27 protein-coding genes are annotated in these 22,957 nt (G+C 66.4%); 17 read left to right on the top strand and 10 right to left on the bottom strand.

Translation table 11 applies throughout. The features are described 5' to 3' along the window. Window positions 1-132 precede the first annotated feature (132 nt). Window positions 133-624, top strand: coding sequence for a beta-class carbonic anhydrase (locus ACZYZ7_RS26055; RefSeq protein ID WP_463742165.1), 492 nt, complete (start codon window positions 133-135; stop codon window positions 622-624). A gap of 124 nt (window positions 625-748) precedes the next feature. Here ACZYZ7_RS26055 and ACZYZ7_RS26050 read toward each other — a convergent pair whose 3' ends face one another. Continuing rightward, entirely contained in the window at window positions 749-1,162 is a 414-nt protein-coding gene (locus tag ACZYZ7_RS26050) for a PaaI family thioesterase (protein ID WP_450069794.1), read from the bottom strand. A gap of 119 nt (window positions 1,163-1,281) precedes the next feature. Here ACZYZ7_RS26050 and ACZYZ7_RS26045 point away from each other — a divergent pair, with 119 nt between their 5' ends. The 5 genes from ACZYZ7_RS26045 (at window position 1,282) to ACZYZ7_RS26025 (ending at window position 7,035) form a co-directional block, all read left to right on the top strand. Continuing rightward, window positions 1,282-2,622: an MFS transporter gene (locus tag ACZYZ7_RS26045; protein ID WP_463742249.1), complete on the top strand. Its 1,341-nt coding sequence runs from the start codon at window positions 1,282-1,284 to the stop codon at window positions 2,620-2,622. An 88-nt stretch (window positions 2,623-2,710) separates the two neighbouring features. After that, window positions 2,711-3,649 carry a sulfate adenylyltransferase subunit CysD gene (gene cysD, locus ACZYZ7_RS26040; RefSeq protein WP_135457075.1) on the top strand — a complete coding sequence of 313 codons (939 nt, stop codon included), beginning with the start codon at window positions 2,711-2,713 and terminating at the stop codon, window positions 3,647-3,649. Continuing rightward, window positions 3,649-5,493 (top strand): adenylyl-sulfate kinase, encoded by a 1,845-nt coding sequence (cysC, locus tag ACZYZ7_RS26035; RefSeq protein WP_135457073.1) that lies wholly within the window; start codon window positions 3,649-3,651, stop codon window positions 5,491-5,493. The genes cysD and cysC overlap by 1 nt, the downstream gene beginning before the upstream one ends. After that, window positions 5,490-6,233, top strand: coding sequence for a 3'(2'),5'-bisphosphate nucleotidase CysQ (locus ACZYZ7_RS26030; protein ID WP_135457070.1), 744 nt, complete (start codon window positions 5,490-5,492; stop codon window positions 6,231-6,233). The genes cysC and ACZYZ7_RS26030 overlap by 4 nt, the downstream gene beginning before the upstream one ends. Window positions 6,234-6,288: 55 nt before the next feature. Further along, entirely contained in the window at window positions 6,289-7,035 is a 747-nt protein-coding gene (locus ACZYZ7_RS26025; RefSeq protein WP_450069793.1) for a hypothetical protein, read from the top strand. A gap of 9 nt (window positions 7,036-7,044) precedes the next feature. On the opposite strand, the gene ACZYZ7_RS26020 is transcribed toward ACZYZ7_RS26025, so the two are convergent. Beyond that, window positions 7,045-7,506 (bottom strand): hypothetical protein, encoded by a 462-nt coding sequence (locus tag ACZYZ7_RS26020; protein WP_450069792.1) that lies wholly within the window; start codon window positions 7,504-7,506, stop codon window positions 7,045-7,047. A 43-nt stretch (window positions 7,507-7,549) separates the two neighbouring features. Between ACZYZ7_RS26020 and ACZYZ7_RS26015 the strand changes: the two genes are divergently transcribed. Then, window positions 7,550-8,146 (top strand): cysteine hydrolase family protein, encoded by a 597-nt coding sequence (locus ACZYZ7_RS26015; RefSeq protein ID WP_135457066.1) that lies wholly within the window; start codon window positions 7,550-7,552, stop codon window positions 8,144-8,146. A 73-nt stretch (window positions 8,147-8,219) separates the two neighbouring features. Continuing rightward, on the top strand, window positions 8,220-8,690 hold the full coding sequence (locus ACZYZ7_RS26010; RefSeq protein ID WP_135457064.1) for an Rrf2 family transcriptional regulator: 471 nt from the start codon (window positions 8,220-8,222) through the stop codon (window positions 8,688-8,690). Between the two features lie 9 nt (window positions 8,691-8,699). Here the strand turns inward: ACZYZ7_RS26010 and ACZYZ7_RS26005 are convergent, their stop codons facing one another. After that, entirely contained in the window at window positions 8,700-9,083 is a 384-nt protein-coding gene (locus ACZYZ7_RS26005; RefSeq protein ID WP_463742164.1) for a VOC family protein, read from the bottom strand. A gap of 55 nt (window positions 9,084-9,138) precedes the next feature. Here ACZYZ7_RS26005 and ACZYZ7_RS26000 point away from each other — a divergent pair, with 55 nt between their 5' ends. Both ACZYZ7_RS26000 and ACZYZ7_RS25995 read left to right on the top strand, forming a co-directional pair. Continuing rightward, complete coding sequence (locus ACZYZ7_RS26000) at window positions 9,139-9,663, top strand: GNAT family N-acetyltransferase (protein ID WP_135457059.1); 525 nt, start codon at window positions 9,139-9,141, stop codon at window positions 9,661-9,663. Beyond that, window positions 9,663-10,679 (top strand): nitronate monooxygenase, encoded by a 1,017-nt coding sequence (locus ACZYZ7_RS25995; protein ID WP_463742163.1) that lies wholly within the window; start codon window positions 9,663-9,665, stop codon window positions 10,677-10,679. Before ACZYZ7_RS26000 ends, ACZYZ7_RS25995 begins: the two co-directional genes overlap by 1 nt. Before the next feature lie 79 nt (window positions 10,680-10,758). Here ACZYZ7_RS25995 and ACZYZ7_RS25990 read toward each other — a convergent pair whose 3' ends face one another. The 3 genes from ACZYZ7_RS25990 to ACZYZ7_RS25980 are packed head-to-tail and all read right to left on the bottom strand — an operon-like array spanning window position 10,759 to window position 13,634. Beyond that, window positions 10,759-11,649 carry a DUF4097 family beta strand repeat-containing protein gene (locus ACZYZ7_RS25990; RefSeq protein WP_463742162.1) on the bottom strand — a complete coding sequence of 297 codons (891 nt, stop codon included), beginning with the start codon at window positions 11,647-11,649 and terminating at the stop codon, window positions 10,759-10,761. A gap of 33 nt (window positions 11,650-11,682) precedes the next feature. Next, window positions 11,683-12,327 carry a response regulator transcription factor gene (locus tag ACZYZ7_RS25985; protein ID WP_135457053.1) on the bottom strand — a complete coding sequence of 215 codons (645 nt, stop codon included), beginning with the start codon at window positions 12,325-12,327 and terminating at the stop codon, window positions 11,683-11,685. Next, complete coding sequence (locus ACZYZ7_RS25980) at window positions 12,315-13,634, bottom strand: sensor histidine kinase (protein ID WP_167857937.1); 1,320 nt, start codon at window positions 13,632-13,634, stop codon at window positions 12,315-12,317. Before ACZYZ7_RS25980 ends, ACZYZ7_RS25985 begins: the two co-directional genes overlap by 13 nt. Window positions 13,635-13,784: 150 nt before the next feature. Between ACZYZ7_RS25980 and ACZYZ7_RS25975 the strand changes: the two genes are divergently transcribed. Then, complete coding sequence (locus ACZYZ7_RS25975; RefSeq protein WP_463742161.1) at window positions 13,785-14,210, top strand: DoxX family protein; 426 nt, start codon at window positions 13,785-13,787, stop codon at window positions 14,208-14,210. A 3-nt stretch (window positions 14,211-14,213) separates the two neighbouring features. Here the strand turns inward: ACZYZ7_RS25975 and ACZYZ7_RS25970 are convergent, their stop codons facing one another. After that, window positions 14,214-14,627 carry a VOC family protein gene (locus tag ACZYZ7_RS25970; RefSeq protein WP_450070151.1) on the bottom strand — a complete coding sequence of 138 codons (414 nt, stop codon included), beginning with the start codon at window positions 14,625-14,627 and terminating at the stop codon, window positions 14,214-14,216. Between the two features lie 51 nt (window positions 14,628-14,678). On the opposite strand from ACZYZ7_RS25970, the gene ACZYZ7_RS25965 reads away from it, so the two are divergent. From ACZYZ7_RS25965 to ACZYZ7_RS25940, 6 genes are all read left to right on the top strand, one after another. After that, window positions 14,679-15,560: an LLM class flavin-dependent oxidoreductase gene (locus ACZYZ7_RS25965; RefSeq protein ID WP_463742248.1), complete on the top strand. Its 882-nt coding sequence runs from the start codon at window positions 14,679-14,681 to the stop codon at window positions 15,558-15,560. A gap of 385 nt (window positions 15,561-15,945) precedes the next feature. After that, complete coding sequence (locus ACZYZ7_RS25960) at window positions 15,946-16,314, top strand: hypothetical protein (protein ID WP_450069787.1); 369 nt, start codon at window positions 15,946-15,948, stop codon at window positions 16,312-16,314. A 168-nt stretch (window positions 16,315-16,482) separates the two neighbouring features. Next, window positions 16,483-17,838, top strand: a complete 1,356-nt coding sequence (locus ACZYZ7_RS25955; RefSeq protein ID WP_463742160.1) for an LLM class flavin-dependent oxidoreductase — start codon at window positions 16,483-16,485, stop codon at window positions 17,836-17,838. 13 nt (window positions 17,839-17,851) lie between these two features. Continuing rightward, the gene (locus tag ACZYZ7_RS25950; RefSeq protein WP_450069785.1) at window positions 17,852-18,910 is read left to right on the top strand and encodes an ABC transporter substrate-binding protein; all 1,059 of its coding nucleotides are present in this window, start codon (window positions 17,852-17,854) and stop codon (window positions 18,908-18,910) included. Continuing rightward, window positions 18,907-19,788: an ABC transporter permease gene (locus tag ACZYZ7_RS25945; protein ID WP_135457045.1), complete on the top strand. Its 882-nt coding sequence runs from the start codon at window positions 18,907-18,909 to the stop codon at window positions 19,786-19,788. The genes ACZYZ7_RS25950 and ACZYZ7_RS25945 overlap by 4 nt, the downstream gene beginning before the upstream one ends. After that, window positions 19,764-20,531, top strand: a complete 768-nt coding sequence (locus tag ACZYZ7_RS25940; RefSeq protein ID WP_450069783.1) for an ABC transporter ATP-binding protein — start codon at window positions 19,764-19,766, stop codon at window positions 20,529-20,531. Before ACZYZ7_RS25945 ends, ACZYZ7_RS25940 begins: the two co-directional genes overlap by 25 nt. 36 nt (window positions 20,532-20,567) lie before the next feature. Here the strand turns inward: ACZYZ7_RS25940 and ACZYZ7_RS25935 are convergent, their stop codons facing one another. The 3 genes from ACZYZ7_RS25935 to ACZYZ7_RS25925 form a co-directional block, all read right to left on the bottom strand. Continuing rightward, window positions 20,568-20,906 (bottom strand): hypothetical protein, encoded by a 339-nt coding sequence (locus ACZYZ7_RS25935; RefSeq protein WP_450069782.1) that lies wholly within the window; start codon window positions 20,904-20,906, stop codon window positions 20,568-20,570. A 199-nt stretch (window positions 20,907-21,105) separates the two neighbouring features. Further along, a complete protein-coding gene (locus ACZYZ7_RS25930; protein ID WP_463742159.1) occupies window positions 21,106-21,747 on the bottom strand; it encodes a GntR family transcriptional regulator in 642 nt (213 codons plus the stop codon). Between the two features lie 38 nt (window positions 21,748-21,785). Continuing rightward, window positions 21,786-22,943 carry an acyl-CoA dehydrogenase family protein gene (locus tag ACZYZ7_RS25925; protein WP_463742158.1) on the bottom strand — a complete coding sequence of 386 codons (1,158 nt, stop codon included), beginning with the start codon at window positions 22,941-22,943 and terminating at the stop codon, window positions 21,786-21,788. Between the last annotated feature and the right edge of the window lie 14 nt (window positions 22,944-22,957).

Below are 22,957 nucleotides of genomic sequence, written 5' to 3'. Positions count from 1 at the left end.
CGTCCCGACTGCGGCGGCCGTCCTGCACCCCCGGCAGGACGGCTGTCGCTCGTTCCACGCAGCGGGCACCCCATCGACTCAGCCTGATTCTGCCGCTAGCCGCGCCGCCCATTGCGGGGTTAGCGTCGAAATATGTCTGTCACCGATCAGTACCTGGCCAACAACGAGGTCTATGCCGCGACCTTCACCGGGCCGTTGCCGCTGCCGCCGAGCAAGCACGTCGCGGTGGTGGCGTGCATGGATGCCAGGCTGGACGTGTATCGGATCCTCGGTCTGGGTGACGGCGAGGCACACGTCATCCGCAATGCCGGCGGTGTCATCACCGATGACGAGATCCGGTCGCTGGCCATCAGTCAGCGTCTTCTGGGGACCAAGGAGATCATCCTGATCCACCACACCGATTGCGGCATGCTGACTTTCACTGATGACGGTTTCAAACAGCAGATCCAGGACGACACCGGTATCAAGCCGAACTGGGCGGCTGAGTCATTCGTCGACCTCGAAGTGGACGTGCGTCAGTCATTGCGGCGGATCGAGGCCAGCCCGTTCGTCACCAAGCATGAGTCGTTGCGCGGCTTCGTCTTCGACGTCGCCACCGGCAAGCTCAACGAGGTCACGCTGTGAGGATGCCTCGTCAGTGCGTCGCGCAGGGCTGAAGTTCACGTTGGTAGCGCTACGGCGGGAATCCGGCCGTTTTTTCGCCACAGCGCTACGAACGCGAACGTCGCACCTGATTTTCGCGGCAGGCTCACCCCACCTTGTACGTCGCGATGGCCTTGGCCACCGCCTCGCCGTCGGGCGTGACGATATCGACGTCGCAGTTCACCAGGGACCTGCCCTGGCGCAGCACGCGCCCGAGGCCGATCAGATCGGTCGCCCGCGCCGGCGCCAGATAGCTGATGGTCATCGAGACCGTCACTCCGCGAAGCGAATCCGGAACCTCGGCCTGAGCCCAGGCCGCGGCCATCACCGTCACGTCGGCCAACGCCGCGATCGCACCGCCGTGCACCATGTCGGCGATCGTGATGTTCGAAGGATCCCACGGCAACCGCAGCCGGACCTCGGGGCCCTCCAGCGTTTCGGCAACGATCCCGAGCTTGGTCACGAAAGGCGACTGGGGCAGGAAATCCGCCATCACGGCCGGGCCGGTCTGGATACTCATGGCCGCCAGTGTGTGTCGACGGCGGTCGGCGTCTCAATTACCTGCGGGGTAACCGTCCCGGCTCGTGGGGGCGGGCAGCTGTGATGTCAGTACCCGAGAATCCGCCCTTCCCGCGGGGCATGGCGCTGCTGGTGGCCGGCAGCCTCTTCATGGAAATCCTGGACGCGACGATCATCACGCCGGCCATCCCGCTGATCGCCGCCTCGTTCGGTGTCGAGGCCATCGACGTCAATGTGGCGATCTCGGCCTATCTGGTCACGGTGGCGGTGCTGATCCCGGCCAGCGGCTGGTTGGCCGACCGATTCGGCACGCGCCGGGTGTTCATCGGGGCCATCGCGGTGTTCACCTTGGCCTCGGTCGGCTGTGCGGCGAGTACGTCGCTCCCGATGCTGGTGCTGATGCGGATGTTGCAGGGGGTCGGCGGCGCCATGATGGTGCCGGTCGGCCGGCTTGCCGTGTTGCGTCAGAGCGGCAAGTCGGACCTGGTGCGTGCCATCGCATTGCTGACCTGGCCGGCGCTGACCGCGCCTGTGTTGGCCCCCGTTCTGGGCGGGGCGATCGCGACGCTGGGCAGCTGGCGATGGATCTTCGCGGTCAACATTCCGATCGGCGTGATCGGAATTGTTCTGGCGCTCAAACTCGTCCGTGGCGAGCCACAGCGCACGGCCCGATCTTTGGATTGGCCGGGTCTGCTGGCGCTCGGCTCGGGGATTGCTGCGGCCCTGATCGCCCTGGAGAACATCCGGGTCTCGGGGACCGACTGGGGTCTGGTCGGCGGGTGCGGCGCCGCAGCGGTCCTGCTGCTCGCCGGCGCGGTGTGGCGGCTGCTCACCGCGACGGCCCCGCTCGTGCAGTTGCGGGTGCTGCGGGTGCACACGCTGCGCATCACCGTGGTGGCCGGGTCGCTGTATCGACTGGTCATCACCGCGGTGCCGTTCCTGCTCCCGCTGCAGTTCCAGCTGGAGTTCGGCTGGACGCCGCTGGCCGCCGGTGTCATGGTGGCCGCGCTGTTCGCCGGGAACCTGACCATCAAGCCGGCCACCACGCCGCTCATGCGCAGATTCGGCATCCGCACCGTGCTCCTGGTCAACGGGCTGGCCTCGGTCGCGTGTTTCGGCCTGCTGGCCCTGGTGCGGCCGGGCCTGCCGGTGGTCGTGATGGCCGTCGTTCTCTATCTGAGCGGGGCGCTGCGGTCGATCGGCTTCACTGCATACAACAGCCTGGCGTTCTCCGATGTCGAGGGGGAGGAGCTGACGCATGCCAACACGCTCAACGCCTCGGTGCAGGAGCTGGCCGCCGGCCTCGGCATCGCGGTGGCGGCGTTACTGCTCAGCCAACTGACCTCATATTCGGTGACCTACCTGGTCCTGGGCGCTTTGCTGGCGCTGACCCTGCTCGCCACGGTGCTCCTGCCCCGGCAGGCCGGGGCCCACGTCAGCGGGCACCGGCCTGACGGGTAGACCACCATTGACACCGCGGCGACCGGGCGGCTAGATTCCTGGCCATGCTTGCAATTCTGGCCATTCCTACCAACTTAATGGGGAAGTGATGACCACAGCGCAGAAATCCGATCAGCAGACCGGCCGTGCCGGTCACTACGAGCTGAGCCACCTGCGGTCCCTGGAGGCCGAGGCCATCCACATCATCCGCGAGGTCGCCGCGGAGTTCGAGAAGCCCGTGCTGCTGTTCTCCGGCGGCAAGGACTCGATCGTCATGCTGCACCTGGCGGTCAAGGCGTTCGCGCCGGGGCGCCTGCCGTTCCCGGTCATGCACGTCGACACGGGCCACAACTTCGACGAGGTCTACGCGGCCCGTGACGAACTCGTCGAGCACTACGGTGCGCGGCTGGTCGTCGCCAAGGTGCAGGACGATATCGACGCGGGGCGTGTGGTGGAGACGATCCCGTCCCGCAACCCGATCCAGACCGTCACGCTGCTGCGCGGCATCCGGGAGAACAAGTTCGACGCGGCCTTCGGCGGGGCCCGGCGCGACGAGGAGAAGGCCCGCGCCAAGGAGCGCGTGTTCTCCTTCCGCGACGAGTTCGGCCAGTGGGACCCCAAGGCCCAGCGGCCCGAGCTGTGGAACCTGTACAACGGTCGTCACCACAAGGGCGAGCACATCCGTGCCTTCCCGATCTCCAACTGGACCGAGTTCGACATCTGGTCCTACATCGGCGCCGAGAAGATCAAGCTGCCGTCCATCTACTACGCGCACCAGCGCAAGGTGTTCGAGCGCGACGGCATGCTGCTGGCAGTGCACAAGTACATGCAGCCCCGCAAGGACGAGCCGGTGATCGAGAAGACCGTGCGGTTCCGCACCGTCGGCGACGTCACCTGCACCGGCTGCGTCGAGTCAACGGCCGCAACGGTTTCCGAGGTGATCGCCGAGACCGCGGTGTCTCGGCTCACCGAGCGTGGCGCCACCCGCGCCGATGACCGGATCTCCGAGGCCGGAATGGAAGATCGCAAGCGAGAGGGTTACTTCTGATGTCGACGCTTCTTCGCATCGCCACCGCGGGATCCGTCGACGACGGCAAGTCCACGCTGATCGGACGGCTGCTGTTCGACTCCAAGGCTGTGATGGAGGATCAGCTGGCCGCGGTCGAGCGGACCTCCAAGGAACGTGGCCACGACTACACCGACCTGGCTCTGGTCACCGACGGCCTGCGGGCCGAGCGCGAGCAGGGCATCACGATCGATGTCGCCTACCGCTATTTCGCCACGGCCAAGCGCAAATTCATCATCGCCGACACCCCGGGCCACATCCAGTACACCCGCAACATGGTGACCGGGGCTTCCACTGCACAGCTGGTGATCGTGCTGGTCGACGCGCGCCACGGCCTGCTCGAGCAGTCCCGCCGGCACGCGTTCCTGGCCTCGCTGCTGGGCATCCAGCACATCGTGCTGGCCGTGAACAAGATGGACCTGATCGACTGGGACCAGGAACGCTTCGAGGCGATCCGCGACGAGTTCCACGCGTTCGCAGCACGATTGGACGTGCACGACGTGACGACGATCCCGATGTCGGCGCTCAACGGCGACAACGTGGTGACGAAATCCGATGTGACGCCCTGGTACGAGGGACCGTCTCTGCTGAGTCACCTCGAAGACGTCTACATCGCCGGTGACCGCAACCTGGTCGACGTGCGTTTCCCGGTGCAGTACGTGATCCGTCCTCAGACTCACGAGCACGCCGACCACCGCAGCTACGCCGGCACCGTGGCCAGCGGCGTGCTGCGTCCCGGTGACGACGTGATCGTGCTGCCGGCCGGAAAGCCCACGCGCATCACCCAGATCGACGGCCCCAGCGGTGTCGTCGAAGAGGCGTTCCCGCCGATGGCGGTGTCGATCAGCTTGTCCGACGACATCGACATCTCGCGCGGCGACATGATCGCCCGGCCCAACAACCAGCCCCGGGTCACCCAGGACTTCGACGCCACCGTGTGCTGGATGGCCGACGAGTCGTCGCTGGAGCCCGGTCGCGAGTACCTGATCAAACACACCACCCGCACCACGAGGGTCAAGATCACCGGTCTGGACTACCGCCTCGATGTCAACACCCTGCATCGGGACAAGTCCGCCAGTGCGCTCAAACTCAATGAGCTGGGCCGTATTTCGCTGCGTACCCAGGCCCCGCTGCTGCTCGACGAGTACAGCCGCAACGCGGCCACCGGATCGTTCATCCTGATCGATCCCAACACCAACGGCACCGTCGGCGCCGGCATGGTGTTGCGCGACACCCGCAACGAGACCGCGAGCCCCAATGCGGTCCGGCACGATTCGCTGGTAACCCCGGGGGATCGACTCAGCCGTGGCCGCACCGTGTGGTTCACCGGCCTGTCGGGCTCGGGCAAGTCCTCGGTGGCGATGCTGGTCGAGCAGAAACTGCTCGAAAAGGGCGTGCCTGCATACGTTCTGGACGGCGACAACCTGCGCCACGGCCTCAACGCGGACCTCGGCTTCTCGATGGCCGACCGGGCCGAGAACCTGCGCCGGCTGGCCCACGTCGCCGCGCTGCTGGCCGACTCCGGCCAGATCGTGCTGGTGCCTGCGATCAGCCCGCTGGAGGAGCACCGTGAGCTGGCCCGGAAGGTGGCCAACGAGGGCGGCGTCGACTTCTACGAGGTGTTCTGCGACACCCCGCTGGAAGACTGCGAACGTCGTGATCCCAAGGGTCTGTACGCCAAGGCCCGGGCCGGTGAGATCACCCACTTCACCGGCATCGACAGCCCGTACCAGCGGCCGAAGAACCCGGATCTGCGGCTCACTCCGGACCACGGCACCGCTGAACTGGCCGACATGGTGATCGAGCTGCTGGAATTACCGTCGTGAACGATCACGAACTGGCTGCCCGGCTGGCCACCAGGGCCGGGGATCTGCTGCTCGACGTCCGTGCCGACTTTGCCGATGCCTCGGCCGCCGAGCGAAAGGCGGCCGGGGACAAGCAGTCCCACGATTTCCTGATGGCCGAGCTGGCCGCGCTGCGTCCCGGCGACTCGGTGCTGTCCGAGGAAGCCACGGCCGACGAGCGGGCCGACCCGGCACGGCTGAGCGCCGAACGGGTCTGGATCGTCGACCCGCTCGACGGCACCCGGGAGTTCTCCGAACTCGGCCGCGACGACTGGGCCGTGCACGTGGCGCTGTGGAGCGCAGGCGAACTCGTGGCCGGCGCGGTCGCGCTGCCCGCGCAGAACACCACGCTGTCCACCCCCGAGGTGGCCGCACCGCGTCCCTTCGACGGTCCGCCGCGGGTCGTGGTGTCGCGCACCCGCCCGCCTGCAGTGGCGCTGGCCGTCCGCGAGGCACTCGGCGGAACCCTCGTCGAAATGGGTTCGGCCGGAGCCAAAGTCGCCGCGGTGGTCCGCGGAGTCGCTGATGTGTACGTACACGCCGGTGGTCAGTACGAGTGGGATTCGGCCGCGCCCGTCGCGGTGGCCCGTGCCGCCGGCCTGCACACCTCACGCATCGACGGCTCGCGATTGGTCTACAACTCGGCTGATCCGACGCTGCCCGACCTGATCGTGTGCCGGCCCGAGCTGGCCGAACGGGTCTTGGCCGTCACGGCGGGGTAGTCCCTCACAGAAATCGGTGCGCAGAACCCATCCCGAGCCATGCCAGGATCCGGGCATGGGGTTCTACGACTGCCGATGCATGCTGACCGGTGTAAGCGTCGATTTCGTCGGCGCTACGGCGGTGATTCTGCGCTGCACCGCGGCTGGTTACGAACCCGTCGCGCTGGGGCTCTCAGGCGAGTACGACGGTTACGGCACGATTGACGGCATCCCAGACGATGGAAACTCGACACTGGTCTACGAGTACTTCGCGCGTGAAAGCCGCAGTGGGCGATTCACTGCCAGGATTCACCCATTGGAGGATCTCGTCGAGTTCGACGATGACGACTTCAACCTCGATGCGCTGATTGGTCTCATCGAATCCTCCTGGTCGTTGTCGCCGACCTTCGAAGGCGATGACCTCGAGGTCCTGCCGTTGGCCGTTCTGGACGGGGACCCGCTGGTCTTTGCCTTGATCGCACAACCCATCTGGGATGCCGTCGCCGCCGCTGTGCCGGGTGAGGCATCGCTTCACGCGGCATTCGGCGAGGCCACCGTTCCGCAGGAGATATACGGCAGCCATCTTGCCGATGTCGACCGGCAGCTACGTGACTTTGCCGCGGTCCACGCGTTCGTACGCGCCCGCCAACTCCGTTGGGCCCCACCCGCCGATCCCGCTCAGCGATACCCGACCGAGATGGGCTCCCAGCGCGACAACGACGAGAACGCCGAGTTCATCGCGCAGGCTCGTGCCGACTACCGCGACAGCCCGGTCCTGTTGGCGGGCCTGGATGCGTACGAGAAGCGGCTGCTGGAGTCGTGATCCGACGGCCTACCTCGCAATCCCGTCGGGGAGCTGATCGGTTCCGACATTCGGACAGGCGAGCTTCAGTTCGTGGAGCGTGCTGAATGAATTCTGGTATCCGCCCATGTAGTTCTTGTCAGGCCACCCGTTCGGCGGCGCGCTGGGATTGCCCTGACTGAACTGGTGCAGTGCGTCCGCGAATGCCAGCGCTTTCCGTTTCAAATCGGGGTCTTCGATCGACGCGGCTTCGTCCCGAGCCGCTGCAGCCGCTTCAGCGGCCTTTCGGGTCACGTTCGGGTCGGCGACTCCGTCCCCTCCCGGGAGGGCGCCTGCCGTGACGAGGTGGTGGGCAATCTGATCGACGCGTTGGCAGTCCGCGCTCGGGGCCTTCTCGCTCGGTGCGGTGACGATCAGGATCACCGCGATGGGCGCCGCGACAGCGCCCATGACCAGCGTGATCTTGCCTCTCGACCAATCCGGTAGTCCCACCGATGCAGCCTAACCACCGCCGCTGGTCACTAGGCTCATCAACATGACCCGCCCCACGCTGCGCGAACTGGCCAGCCTCCCCGCCGCACCGGCCCGCCTCGCCGATTCCACCCTGGTCCTGATCGACTGCCAGAACACCTACACCCAGGGAATCATGGAGCTCGAAGGGGTGCAGGCCGCGCTCGAGCAGACGGCGCAATTGCTCGACCGGGCCCGCCGCGCGGGCATACCGATCATTCACATCCAGCACTCCGACGGTCCGGGCTCGCTGTATGACATCGAGGGGGAGAGCGGTGCGATCGTCGCGTCGGTGGCTCCACGCGAGGGAGAACCGGTGGTGGTCAAGCAGTTCCCCAATTCATTCGTCCAGACCGACCTCGACGATCGGCTGAAAGGCCTCGATGCGTCGAACCTGGTGCTGGCCGGATTCATGACGCACATGTGCGTCAACTCCACCGCGCGTGGCGCCTTCAACCTCGGATACGCCCCGACGGTGGTGGCCGCCGCCACAGCCACCCGTACGCTGGCCGGCCCCGACAGTGCACCGGTGCCCGCCGCGGTCATGCAGTCGGCGAGCCTGGCCGCGATGTCGGACTTGTTCGCCATCGTGGTCCCGGACGCCGCGGGGATTCCTGATTAGGCACGCCGACCCAGCGGGCACCCAGCTTCGGTGCATCGGTGCGGGCGATGAGTGAACTGGCACAATCCTGAGCATGCGGATGTCGGCGAAGGCGGAGTATGCCGTCCGAGCCATGGTCCAGCTCGCGACGGTCGCTGACGGCGAGCTGGTCAAAACCGATGACCTGGCCAAGGCGCAGGGCATCCCGGCGCAGTTCCTGGTCGACATCCTCACGGCCCTGCGCACCGATCGGCTGGTCCGCAGCCATCGAGGCCGCGACGGCGGCTACGAGCTGGCCCGTCCGGCCGGTGAGATCAGCATCGCCGACGTGCTGCGCTGCATCGACGGACCGCTGGCCAGCGTGCGCGACATCGGGCTGGGAGACCTGCCGTACTCGGGTCCTACAGCGGCGCTGACCGATGTCTGGCGTGCACTGCGCGCGAGCATGCGCTCGGTGCTGGAGGAGACCAGCCTGGCCGATGTGGCGGCCGGTTCGCTGCCTGGTCACGTCGACAAGCTGGCCGACGCCTACCGCGATCAGGAGCACAAGCGCGGTCACCGCTAGTCGCAGCGATCAGCCCCCGTACGGGCGCGTGATGATCTCCAGGTAATGCCCCGACGGGTCCTGGAAGTAGACCCCGCGGCCGCCGTCGTTGTGGTTGATCTCGCCCGGGTGCTGACCATGCGGATCGGCCCAGTGCTGGATGCCGCGGTCCTGGATCTTGCCGTAGATCGAGTCGAACTCGTCCTCGGACACCAGGAATGCGTAGTGCTGCGGCCGGACTTCCTCGTCGGGGCCGATCTGGGCGTAGTCCAGGCTCACTCCGTGATTCAGTGTCACGGCGAGAAACGGCCCGAATTCCTGCGGGCCGGGCAGCCCGAACAACTCGGTGAAGAACTCGGCTGAGACCCGCCGATCCTTGGCGGCGACGATCGTGTGATTGAAGGTGATTGCCATTCAGTCCAGTAAACCGCTGGACGGGTGGCCCCGGCAACGGTGCAGGATAGAGACCATGCCCAACACCCAGATCCTGGCCGGGCCACAGGTGCGGCTGCGGCCACCGGTTGTCGAGGACGCCGAGGTGCTGTACACCCGCATCGCCTCCGATCCCGAGGTGACGAGATATCTGTCTTGGCGCCCGCACTCGGGGGTGGCCGAAACGCGCCGCGTCATCACCACGTTGTTCAACGCCGGTGATGAGCAGACCTGGTTGATCGAAGTCGACGGCGAGGTGGTCGGGTTGTGTGCGCGGCGTCGCCCGCAGCCGTTCTCGGTGGAGTTCGGTTACTGCCTGGCCCGTCAGTGGTGGCGACGGGGCCTGATGTCGGAAGCGGTTTCGTTGATGCTGACCGACGTGCAGCCCGATCCCACTGTGTACCGGGTCACGGCATACTGCCACGTCGACAATGCCGGCTCGGCCGGGGTGCTGCGCCGGTGTGGTCTGTCGCTGGAGGGAAGGCTTGCGCGGTGTGCGACGTTCCCCAATATCAGTGACGAACCGCAGGACGTGCTGCTGTTCGGGAAGGCGGTGCGGTGATGGGCACATTCGATGTTCGCGGGCTGCGGCACCCGGTGATCGTGGCGCCGATGGCCGGTGGCCCCTCGACCCCGGAGCTGGCCGCGGCGGGCAGCGATGCCGGTGGGCTGGGGTTCCTCGCGGCCGGATATCTCACCGCTGATGCGCTCGTCGAAAGAATCACGGCCGCACGCGGTTTGACCACCGAGCCACTCGGCGTGAATCTCTTTGCACCGCAACCCAGTGCGGGTACGCCAGAACAGATCCAGGCCTATGCCGCCGAATTGGCCGGTGAAGCACAGCGCTACGGTGTGGAACTCGGTGCCCCGCGCTACGACGACGACGCGTGGGCGGCCAAGCTGGACGTGGTGTTCGATCTACGTCCCGAGGTGGTGTCGTTCACTTTTGGATTGCCCAGCGAGCCCGAGGTGGCCCGGCTGCGCGGCGCCGGCATCACCACCGTGGGGACGGTGACGACGCTGGACGAAGCCTGGCTGGCGGTGCACCGCGGGGTCGACGTCCTCGCCGTCCAGGGGCCGGGAGCGGGGGGACACCGCGGCACGTTCGATCCGGCGGCCTCGCCCGCATCGCAGTCACTGGACCATCTGCTGGCCGACGTGCTGGCGGCGGTGGATATCCCGGTTGTGGCCGCTGGCGGGCTGATCAACGCCGACGATGTCGCGGGGGTGCTGGCTGCCGGTGCGGCGGCCGCCCAGCTCGGCACCGCGTTCCTGCTGGCCGATGAAGCCGGGAGCAGCCCGGTGCACCGCGCCGCCCTGCAGAGTTCTGAGTTCACCGAAACCGTTGTCACCCGGGCGTTTTCCGGCCGCTATGCCCGCGGGCTGCGCAACCGCTTCATCATCGACCACGACGGTCAGGCCCCGCTGGGCTACCCCGAGATCCATTACCTGACAAGCCCGGTACGCAAGGCCTCGGTGGCCGCAGGCGATCCGCAGGGCACCAATGTGTGGGCCGGAACCGGGTGGCGCCAGGGCCGGACCGGTTCGGTGGCCGAGATCATGGCCGGGTTGGCGTAGAGGTCGAACGTGGACGGTTGAAATTGCACTCAGGGTCGTGAAAGTCGAGAAATCACGACCCTGCACGCAATCTCACAACTCAGTTTCTAGCCCGTCCCGGACCCACCCGCTCCACCACGACGTCGCCGTCGTCGGAGCGGACGGTGATCTCGGCGGCCGCGGTGTCGGGGTCGGTGGTCTCGGGCACCCGTACCTCTGTCGATGCTCCGGATTGTGCGTGTACGAGATACGGTCCCCGCTCCGGCAGTCCGATCACGACATCGCCGTTGCGGCTCACCGCATCGACGCGGCGCGGCGCGGAGTCGCGGAAGTCAACGGTGATGTCACCGTCAGACGTGGTGGCGCTGAATTCTTCGGTGACCGCGATCGGGTCGCGCGAGACGATCTCGCCGTCGACGGTGTGGGCCTCGACGCGGCGGGCAGCGCCGCGCAGGATGATCGCCCCATCGGTGACGCGGGAGATCAACTGGTCCACGTCGGCCTGCGCAATCACCGTGCCGATCTCCTGCTCGGTGCGCACCGTCAGCCGCCGGGCCTGCTCCGGCGGCACGGCGATCGTGATCTCCCCGCCGCGGGCCCATGCCAGCATGCGAGAGGGATTGCCCGCGATGGCGATCCGGGTCTCGTTGCCGTCTGTGGTGACCTGCAGTCGGTGCGCGCCGCTGTGAGAGGTGTTCACCAGGCGTAGATCCGCGGTGGCATCCCGAGTTTCGCGGTCCGCGGTGATACGGATCGCGACCGGGATGCTCGCGGTGTCGATCACCAGTGACCGCATCGTCGCGGGCAGGCCCTGGCGATCGGTGACGACCCGGACGGCACTCACGGCCCAGGCCGCCACACCGAGCGTGGCCACGGTGCCGGCCACCAGCAGCGTCGCCGCGGCGATCAGGACGAGGCGGAATGTGGTGCGTCCACCGGGGTTCAACTGAGGCGGCGGGTTCACCGGCGGCGGAGGGGCGATGGTGGTCACGATGGAAAGTCCTTCCCGGTAGGGATGTTCGGTCTAGGTCTCGAGGTAACGCAGTACGGCCAGCACCCGGCGGTTCTCGCTCTCGTCGGGAGCGAGGTCGAATTTCGTGAAGATCGAGGCGATGTGTTTCTCGGCCGAGCCGACGGAGATGTGCAGCGCGGCGGCGATGGCTGAGTTGGTTCTGCCCTCCGCCATCAACTGCAGGACGTCGCGCTCGCGCGGGGTCAGCTGGTCGAGGGCGCTATGGCGGGCCGAACGTAGCAAGATCTGTGACACCACCTCGGGATCGAGCACCGTGCCTCCGCCGCCCACCACCGCGACGGCGTCGAGGAATGCAGGCACATCGGCCACCCGGTCTTTGAGCAGATAGCCGAATCCTCTTGTGTCCGAGGCGATCAGATCGGCTGCGTAACGCTCTTCGACGTAGTGGGAGAGCACCAGGACGGGGGACTCGGGGTTCTGGCTGCGCAGTAGCGCCGCCGCCCGGATGCCCTCATCGGTGAAGGTCGGCGGCATCCGGACGTCGAGAATGGCCAGGTCGGGGTGATGCTCGTTGACCAGGCGCAGCAGGTTGGTGGCGTCGGGTACCCCGGCGACGATCTCGTGCCCGGCGTCGGCCAGGATCCGCTCGATGCCTGCCCGCAGTAGCGCCGAGTCCTCGGCGATCACGATCCGCATGGCAGCACCGCCGTGACGATCGTCGGTCCGGTGGCGGGGCTGGAAACCCCGAAGGTCCCGCCTGCGGCACGTACCCGTTCGTCCAGACCGCGCAGACCCGTCGCGTTCTCGCCGGCATCGATGACTGCGGCGCCCTGACCGTCGTCGAACACCGAGACGTGGAGCACGTTGGCGGTCTCATCCAACCGCACGGTGACGACGGCCTGAGTGGCGTTGGCATGCTTGGCGATATTGGTCAGCGCCTCGGCGACGACGAAGTAGGCGACCGATTCCACCTCATCGGGCAGCCTGCGCGGAAGTTCGATGTGCAATGTGGTCGGTACTCCGGAGGTCTCGGCACGGTGCACGACCGATGACAGCGCAGCGTCGAGACCTCGATCCGACAGGATCGTCGGGGCGATACCGCGCACCACGTTGCGCAGTTCCACCAGTGCGCTCTTGGCGTCATCGTGGGCCTCGGCGATCAGTGCCTTGGCGGCGGGCGGATCCGAATCCAGCTTGGTCTGGGCCAGCCCGATCGTCATCGCCAGGGACACCAGCCGGGGCTGCACGCTGTCGTGCAGATCGCGTTCGATGCGGTGGCGTTCGGTCTGCGCCGAGGACACCGCTCCCTGCCGGGCATCGGCCAGCGCGTTGACCTGATACTCCAGGGCTGCGGTGGGCGACGGCGACAAGAGCCAACGGTCGATCGCGGCATCCATGGCAGGGGCGAGGATCAGGATGGCCGCCGCGGCGATGACGGCGACGATCGCCAGCAGCCAGGCGATCGGCGGCGAGAGGAAGATCAGCCCGGCGTCGTTGTCGCTCTGCCGAATGGCGACGGCAGCGGCCGGACCCAAGAACGCAAAGGCGAGTAACGCGAACGCGAGGCCGGCGGCCAGCATGTCGTAGGTCATCCGAAGGTAGTGGTGGCATACGGCTTTCCAGAACCGGGTACTGCTGATGTCCAGCCACTGCTGGTGCGCCCAACCCTGGAACCCCGTGTGAGGCGACAGCTGGCGCGGCGGAATCCCGATACCGAGGCCGAACACCGCTTCGCTGCGCGTTCGCTCGACCCACTCGACACCGCGCATCAGGTAGATGAAGACCACCCCCGAGAGCAGGAATCCGATCACCGAAGGAATCGAGGAGAACCCGATGACCATGATGGACAACGGAATCCAGAACCACACCAATGCCACTGCGGCACCGGTGATCATCGATGCGGTCGGCACGAGGCCGATGTTGCGTGATGTCGTCACGGGCTCGGGCGCCGGCGGGGGCGATACGGGCAGGACCGGCGATCCGGTTTCGCTGATTGCGACCATGCCCTTCAACCTACGAAGTTGCGCGGCCCGGCGACACAGCGTTTTCCCCAGACCCGGGTGGGGGATAACCACCCCTGTCCTTCACCGATGAGTTTCGCCCGGCGGACCGGTCTACCCGCTGTCGCCCTCTCGAAACGCTAGGAGCAACCCATGACCGTCCTGTCCACATCCGACACCCATGCCGAAGGCCCTGTCGCCAAGCCGCTGAGCCGCAAGATCGGAATAGGGATCAGCGGGCTTGTCGGTGCCTTTCTCGTGTTCGACGCATTCGGCAAGTTCACCCTTCCCCAGCAGGTCAAGGACGGAACTGCCGCCCTCGGTTTTCCCGGTGGGCAGGCCCTCGTGATGGGAGTCGTCCTGGCGGTGTGCGTTGTCGTCTACGCCGTCCCGCGCACGGCGGTGCTGGGCGCGGTGGGCATCACCGCCTACCTCGGTGGCGCGGTAACCGCGAACATGCGTGTCGAGGCACCGCTGTTCAGCCACACCCTGTTCGCGGTCTATCTGGGTGTGCTGATGTGGATCGGACTGGTGCTCCGACGCCCCGAGCTGCTCAGGGTCGCCGGCCTGCGCCGTTGAAACCTACTTCGGCGCGGTGAGCTCCAACGCGATGTTGTCGGGGTCGCGGAACTCCAGGATGTAGGAGGGGCCGATGTCTTTGACGGGTTCGTGCGCGATGTCCAGATCGTCGAGGTGCTGCGCGGCATCGTTCAGCTCCGCGAGGTTCTTGAGCCGGAAGGCCAAGTGGTCCAGCCCGGTTCGGTTCTCGTCGAACGCGTCGCGCCCGACCGGACGCAGGCCGATCAGCGTTGCCCCGGCGTCGTAGATGACGCCTCCGTGCAGAAAACTGAGAAGGGCGCGGGTGGAGGCATCGGCGTCCTGCGGCAGTTCGATCAGAATCGGCCAGCCGAAAACGCTCTCGTAGAACTGCCGGGACCGTTCGATGTCGGTGACCGTGAGCCGCACATGGGCGACCGAGGACGTGGTGATGGCCATGGGGTTCATGCTGCCACCTGGACGTGACAGAATCCGTGCGTGCGCGTGGGAATGACGATGCCGGTCATGGAACCTCAGTTGGATGCGACGACGCTGCGGTCCTGGGCGCACGTCATCGACGGAGGCCCGTTCTCGTCGCTGCGCTGGGGCGAGCGCATCGCCTTCGACAATCCCGACAGCCTGACCTTGCTGGGCGCACTGGCGGCGTGGACCGACCGGGTACGGCTGGTGACCACGGTGGTGGTGCCGCAGTTGCATGACCCCGTGATGCTGGCGAAAGGGCTGGCGACCGGTGATCTGCTGAGCGGCGGCCGGTTGACCGTGGGCATCGGCGTCGGTGGCCGCCACGAGGATTACCACGCGGTCGGCGCCGACCCGTCGTCCCAGACCCGGCGGGGAATGGCCGAGCGCGTCGCGGTGATGAAACGGGTCTGGGCCGGTGAGAAAGTCACCGACTCGGTGCTTCCGGTCGGGCCGCCACCGGTTCAGACCGGTGGCCCGCCCCTGCAGATCGGCTCCATCGGGCCGAAGACCATCCGTGACGCCGCGGCCTGGGCCGACGGCGTAGCCGGCACGACTCTGGATCTGGATCTGACCCGCCAGGCCGAGTTGTTCGACATCGCCCGCACCGCCTGGGCCGAGGCGGCCAAACCCAAGCCGCACCTCGCCACGTCGTTCTGGTTTGCGCTCGGTAAACCCGAGGAAGCCCGCGCCCAGGTGCACCGGCACCTGCGCCGGTACATGAACTGGATCCCGGCCGAATATGTCGACGCCATGGCTCCCATGACCGGTTGGGCCGGCACCGAAGAGGAGTTGATCGAGGTGCTCGGCAAGTTCGAGGACATCGGTACCGACGAGGTGCACCTGATCCCCACCAGCTCCGATATCGACCAGTTGCGCCGTGTGGCCGAGGTGGCCAAAGTCTTCGCCTGAGGCATCCTGGCCGGGCCACTCCAGCAAAACGTGAGCAAGATCATTCCGAGGCCTGCCGCGTAGTCTGGGTCTCGAAATCGCGATGAGTTCCCCTGCGTTGTCGTCTTCAAGGTGAACTGTCTGCGGCGCCCTCGAATACCGAGTAAGCGCATGATAGATCGGCGTACCACGCGGCTGTTAACCCGGCGGTTACCTGCTGTTCGGTTACGGTGACCGGTCCGGTCGGGTGCAATGGGCTGCGGCCAGGGGCCACCCCATGCAGTTGCAGCTACAGCAAACGATCTCGGGCGTCTGACATGGCAGGACGCCAGCGGGGTTCTGGGACTAGCGTGTCAAATTGGCGTCGCCGTCAGGCGATGCCGGACACGACAGTTGGGGACTCAGAATGCAGAAGAGTTTGATCGCCACGACCCTCGCCGCGGGGGCCATCGGCGCTGCGGTGGCGCTGTCCGCGCCCGCGTCGGCCGATTCCAAGGGCAACAGCACCGTCGGGTGCTCGCCGTGTGACCGTGTGTCTTCGTCGGTCACCGATGCCGTCACCGACGCCGCCAAGAGCGCGCTCACCGGTGGGGTCGATCTGCCCGAGAGCCCCATCGTCGACAAGTGGACGTCGTTCCCCGGTAAGACCGCTGAGAAGTGGACGTCGTTCCCCGGCAAGACCGCTGAGAAGTGGGCGACGTTCCCCGGCAAGACCGCAGAGAAATGGGGAAGCTTCCCGGGCAAGGTTCTGAAGAAGTGGACCGGCTTGGGCTGAGGCCGACCGAAGGCACCAAACCCCTCACGAGCGTGCGGCAGGCAAGCCGCACGCTCGTGTGCTGTCTGCGGGTTAGCTGAAATTTCACTGATCCTAACTGTTCTCGCAGCACAGCCCGCCCCCTGAAATAGACGCAGCCCGGTTCACCGACCAAAGGAGCTCGTCTCAATGGCTGCGCCCGCAAGGCAGTTGCACCTCAACGCATTCCTGCGCAACATCGGTCAACACGAAGCGGCGTGGCGTCTTCCGGAAACCGATCTGTCGGGCGTCACCGACATCGCCCACTACATCGAACTGGCCCGCATCGCCGAGCGTGGCAAGCTCGACGCGGTTTTCTTCGCCGACCATCCAGTCCTCAAGGACCAGACCGAGTTTCGCCCGTTCGATGCGCTCGACCCGATCACGCTGGTTGCCGCGCTGGCCGGGGCGACCACCAACGTCGGGCTGATCGCGACGGCGTCGACCACGTACAACGACCCGTACGGTTTGGCGCGGCGGTTCGCCACACTCGACCACGTGAGCCGAGGCAGGGCCGGCTGGAACGTCGTGACGACGGCCAATGCGTCGGCCGCGGCCAACTTCGGGGTGCCAAATCACCCGGACCCGGCCGATCGGTACCGGCGTGCCGATGAGTTCCTCCAGGTCGCGTTGAAGTTGTGGGACAGCTGGGAAGACGACGCCATCGTCGGCGACAAGGTCGCGCCACGCTTCGTTGATCCCGCCAAGATCCACGCGATCAACCACTCCGGCCCGCATTTCGATGTGGCCGGGCCGCTGGAGGTGCCGCGTTCCCCGCAGGGGCATCCGGTGCTGTTCCAGGCCGGGTCTTCCGAGCCGGGTAAGGATCTCGCGGCCAGGTACGCCGAGGCCATCTTCACCGCGCAACCCACAGTGGACGAAGCCCGAGACTTCTACCGCGACGTCAAGGCCCGTATCCGGCGCTACGGTCGCAACCAGGACCAAGTGCACATTCTCCCCGGGCTGTCGACGATCATCGGTGGCACCGAAGCCGAGGCGCGCGAGCGGCAACGCGAGTTCGAAGAACTCACCGTGCCCGATTACGGGCTCGAACAACTGAGCGCCATCGTCGGATTCGCGGTCACCAAGGACGATCTGGACCGGAAACTGAGCTTCCCGGCCGAGGATCCGGGCGACACGTTCATCAAGAGCCGGCTTGCGCTGGTGAAGCGATTGGTCGAGACCGACAACCTCACCGTCGGTGAGCTGCTGCTGCGGCTCAGCAGCGGTCGGGGACACCGGTTGTTCGCAGGCACGCCCGAACAGGTGGCCGACACCATCGAGGAATGGTTCACCACCGGCGCCGCTGACGGTTTCAATCTCATCCCGCCGGCCCTGCCGTCCTCGCTGACCGACTTCGTCGACCACGTCGTCCCAGAGTTGCAGCGCCGCGGCATCTTCCGCGAGGAATACACCGGCAGCACACTTCGTGACCACCTCGGTTTGGACCGGCCGGCCAACCGATTCACCACCGGCGCGGACGCTCCCGTGTCGGCCGCGAGCTGACAGGGAACCAGATATGCGTAATCCGTTGACCCGCTTGACCCGGGTGATCCTGGCCGCCGGCCTCGTCGCGGGCGTGGTGGCCGGCTGCCAGTCGTCCGGATCCGGGGCGCAAGGCAGCGGCGGACTGTCCGCGGATGCACCGCTTCCGGTGGCGGTTCCGGAGGGGACCAGCCTGGTGGTCGCCGACGACGCGAACCGGCTCAAGACGTTGTTCAAACTCTCCGGTGAGCAGGACCGGCTCAGCGCCGACGTGACCTACGCCAACTTCAGCAGCGGACCGCTGCGCCTGGAGGCGATCCGTTCGGGCAACGCGCAACTGGGCCGGGTCGGCGATGTTCCGCCCATCCTCGCGCAGTATTCGGACGCCGGGGTGCCGATCGTCGGGGCGGTGAAGTACGACGGGAACGGGCTGGTGCTGGCAACCTCACCGGGTTCGGGTATCAAGTCACTGAAAGACCTGGCAGGCAAGAAGATTGCGATCAACGAGGGCACGGCGCAGCAGGCGGTCGTGCTACGCAACCTCAAGTCCGCCGGCCTGAGCATCAAGGACGTACAGCCCATCAATCTGGGTCTGGCCGAGTTCGCCGACGGCCTGCGTGCCGAGCAGGTCAACGCCGCGGTGCTCAAGCAACCGGACCGCGTCCGGTACCTCGCGTCCACGCAGGGGGAGGGGAGCATCGAAATCCCCAATGCCCCAGGTGCCTATCCCGGCCTGTACTACGTCTACGCCAGCAGGGAAGCGCTGTCCGACCCGGCTCGCGCGGCGGCCATCCGCGAGTTCGTGATCGCCTGGTACCGCGCCGAACAGTGGCTCAACGACAACAAGCAGACCTGGATCGACGAGTACCTGATCAAGGATCAGAAGGTCAGCCCGGAAGACGCAAAGGCCATCGCCGCGGCCGACGGAAAGTCCTCGGTGCCGGGGTTCACTGATGAGCTGATCACCACCCAGCAGGAGACCATCGACCTGCTGCAGCAGGCGGGCGCATTCTCCGGGAAACAATTGCCCGCCAAGGACGAATTCGATTCCCGGTTCGCCGATCTCAATGCGACGTCGACGGGCAAACAGTGACCACCGTCCAGACGGCGCCCGCTTCGGCGGTGACAGTGGGAGCGGAGGCTGCCGGACGCCAGGACTATCCGCATCTGGAACACCGGTCGGGCAGTGAACGCCGCCGGCGGCTGGGGCCGGGGCGCGCCATCCCCGCGTCGCTGGCCGTCGGACCGCTTCTGCTGGTTGTCATCTGGATCGTCACGTCGCAGCTGGGCATCCTCGATCCGCGTACCCTGCCGCACCCGCTGGACATCGTGCGCACGATCGGCGAGATGTGGTCGGACGGTCGCTTGCCCACGAACATCCTCGCCTCACTCAAGCTGGCATCGATCTCGTTGGCCATCGGCGTGGCACTGGGTCTGGTGCTCGCGTTGATCTCGGGGCTCAGTCGCATCGGCGAGGCCATCGTCGACGGGCCCATCCAGGTCAAGCGCGCCGTGCCGACCCTGGCCATCATCCCGCTCGCGATCATCTGGTTCGGCATCGGCGACACCATGAAGATCATCATCATCGCCACCAGCGTGCTGATTCCCGTCTACATCAACACCACCGCACAGCTCAAGGGTGTCGACCTGCGCCACGTCGAACTCGCGGAAACCGTTGGGCTTTCCCGCAGTCAGTTCATCCGCAAGGTGGCCATCCCCGGTGCCCTGCCCGGTTTCTTCACCGGGCTGCGGCTCGCGGTCACCATCTCGTGGACCGCGCTGGTGGTCGTCGAACAGGTCAATGCGACCAGTGGTATCGGCTATCTGATGACCCAAGCCCGGCTGTATGGGCAGCTGGACGTCGTGGTGGTCGGCCTGCTCGTCTACGCGGTGTTCGGACTCACCGGCGACTACGCGGTCCGGGCCATCGAGAGGAGAGCGTTGTCGTGGCGGCGCGCACTGGGAACCTGACCGACGAAGTCGCCGTCGTCCGGCAACTGAGCCGATCATTCGGTGGCACAACGATTCTCGACGCGGTGGACCTCAGCATCCGCAAGGGTGAGTTCGTGGCCCTGCTGGGGCGCAGCGGCTCCGGCAAGAGCACGCTGCTGCGGGCGCTGGCCGGGCTGGATCACGGAGTCGCCGGAACAGGGGACCTGTTCGTCGCCCGCGATGTGTCGGTGGTGTTCCAGGACTCCCGGCTGCTGCCGTGGGCGCGGGTACTCGACAACGTCGCGCTCGGTTTGTCCGGTCGCGAGGTCAGACAACGGGCGAGCACGGTGCTCGCCGATGTCGGCCTGGCCGGACGCGAACAGGCCTGGCCGTACGAGCTGTCCGGGGGTGAACAACAACGGGTGGCGCTGGCCCGGTCGCTGGTGCGCAATCCCGCGCTATTGCTGGCAGATGAACCCTTCGGGGCGCTCGACGCGCTCACCCGGGTTCGCATGCACCACCTGCTCAAGGAACTGTGCGCGAAGTACGAACCCGGGGTCCTGCTGGTGACGCACGATGTCGACGAAGCCGTGACGCTGGCTGATCGCGTGCTCGTCCTCGACGGCGGATCGTTCGTCGTCGATCGTCACCTGGACTTCCAGACGCCGGGTGCCCGCACCTACCGCAACCCTGAGTTCGTCGCGCACCGCGAGGCGCTGCTCGCCGCGCTCGGCGTGGGGGAGGCGGAGGGTCACAAACAGATCAGTGGTGACCCGCTGTAAACGGATCACCACTGATGCGAGGCGGTGTTCGGAGGTTTACTCCTCACCACCGCCGGACCACTTGTCCTTCAGCTTGCCGGGGAAGTCGCTCCACTTCTTGGCGACCTCGCCGGGGGCTTTGGCCCACTTGTCGGCGGTGTTGGCGGGGAAGCTGCCCCACTTGTCGGTGATGTTGCCCGGGAAGGTGGCCCACTTGTTCGCCTGAATCTCGGTGGCGCAGGACCACTTCTCGCCGCTGGTCGGCGTGTAGCCATCCTCGCTGTTGATCTTGTCGACGATGTCGGAGCAGTTCGGTGCCGCCGCGGCCGGCGCGGCGAGTGCGAGTCCGGCGCCCAAGGCTCCAGCGGCCACCGCTGCTGCGACGAACTTCTGCATGCTTTTGTCCCCCCACTGACGGAATCCCGAAACGTTGGGGTCACTGTATACCCTTGGGGCAGTTAGCTGAAGGCTTTTCTTCCGCCGCTTTGGAGACCGGGGCCACGTTCTGCTCAGGGCAGGCAGGACCCTCGGAACCGGGGTAGCGATGGATTCAAACTTTCGTTCGCCAGAACCGCACGGTCGGGTGAAGTGGCGATCATGCGGAGTCGCCGTTCTGGGCCAGGTGCTCGGCAAGTAATGCGCCGGCATTGCGGATGTGCCGGGCCATCGCGGCACGGGCCTTCTCGGGGTCGTTGGTCCGCAGATGCTCGATGATGGCGCGGTGATCCTGGGCCGAGGCCTCGGGCCACCCTTCCACCGCGGCGAAGAATTTTCGCGGTGCGTATGCCAGCGTTGTCTTGATCAGCCAGCGCATCTTGCGCGATCCGCTCAGCTCGTAGATCAGGGCGTGGAACTGATGGTTGAGGCGTTCCTCTTCATCGAAATCGTTGGCGGCAGCGGCACGTTCGAGCGCCTCCTGGATGCGTTCGAGTTCATCGACCGCGGTCGGCGTGATCGTGGCGGCAGTGCGGGCCGTGAGCTCACCGCCCAACAGCGCCTGGGCGTCATAGATGTCGCGAATGTCGTCGCTGGACAGCGCGGTCACCATGAAACCGCGCCGAGGCTCCACGGACAGAAAGCCCTCGGTCTGCAGTTGGAGCAGGCCTTCGCGCGCCGGAGTGGCGCTGATCCCGAGTTCATCGGCGACCGTTTCCGGTCGGATGAACTCTCCGGACTGCAGCTGTCCCGAAACGATGAGTTCGCGAACGTGGGCCGAGGCGACGTCGGACAACCGCATCGGTACGAGTCTTTTCGAGTTCCCGGTCATGGCATGCCTCAGATGTCGAGTCCGCCGCGTTTGACCAACTGCTTGGCGATCACGCCGCGCTGGATCTCGTTGGTGCCTTCACCGACGATCATCAGTGGCGCGTCACGGAAATAGCGTTCGACGTCGTACTCGGTGGAGTATCCGTAGCCGCCGTGGATCCGCACCGCGTTGAGCGCGATTTCCATCGCGGTCTCGGAGGCGAACAGCTTGGCCATGCCTGCCTCCATGTCGCAGCGCCCGCCGGCGTCGATCCTCTCGGCCGCATCGAGCAGGAGGCTGCGGGCGGCGTAGAGCTTGGTGCCCATGTCGGCGAGCATGTTGCCGACCGATTGGTGCTGCCAGATCGGCACCCCGAAGCTCTCCCGGTCCTGCGCGTACTGCAGTGCGTCGTCGAAGGCGGCACGGGCGACCCCGGTTGCCCGGGCCGCGACCTGGATTCGGCCGACCTCGAGTCCCTTCATCATCTGCGCGAAGCCACGTCCTTCGACGCCACCGAGCAGTGCCTCCGAATCCACCTGGCAGTCAACGAAATTGATCTCACAGCTCTCGACGCCCTTGTATCCCAGTTTCGGCAGGTCCTTCGAGACCGTGAAGCCGGGGACCTTCTCCACCAACAGGATCGACACCCCCTTGTGGGCGGGGCTGGCGGCCGGATCGGTCTTGCACAGCAGCGCCACGAGGCCGGCTTTGCGGGCGTTGCTGATCCAGGTCTTCGACCCGTTGATCACATAGCCGGATGCGTTCTTCGTGGCGACGGTCCGCATGGCCTGCAGGTCGGAGCCGCCGCCGGGTTCGGTCAGCGCCATCGTCGCGCGGAGCTCGCCGGTGGCCATCCGCGGGAGGTATTTCTGCTTCTGCTCCTCGGTGCCGAACTGCAACAGCAGCTTGGAGACCACGGTGTGCCCGCCCATCGCGCCGGCCAGGCTCATCCAGCCGCGCGCGAGTTCCTCGGTGACCTGTGCGTAGCACGGCATCGAAACGGCGGCGAAGCCATAGGGTTCCGGGATCGCGAGCCCGAAGATGCCCAGTTCCTTCATCGCCTCGATGAGCTCTTCGGGATAGGTGTTGGCGTGCTCGAGTTCGCGGACCACGGGCCGGACCTGCTTGTCGACGAAGTCGCGGACGGTACTGACGATGGCCTGCTCTTCGGCGGACAAAGTGATCACTGCTGCATCCTCCC

The sequence above is a fragment of the Mycobacterium sp. IDUB_17 genome (genome assembly GCF_055419465.1).
This window is presented reverse-complemented; position numbering and strand designations above follow the sequence as displayed.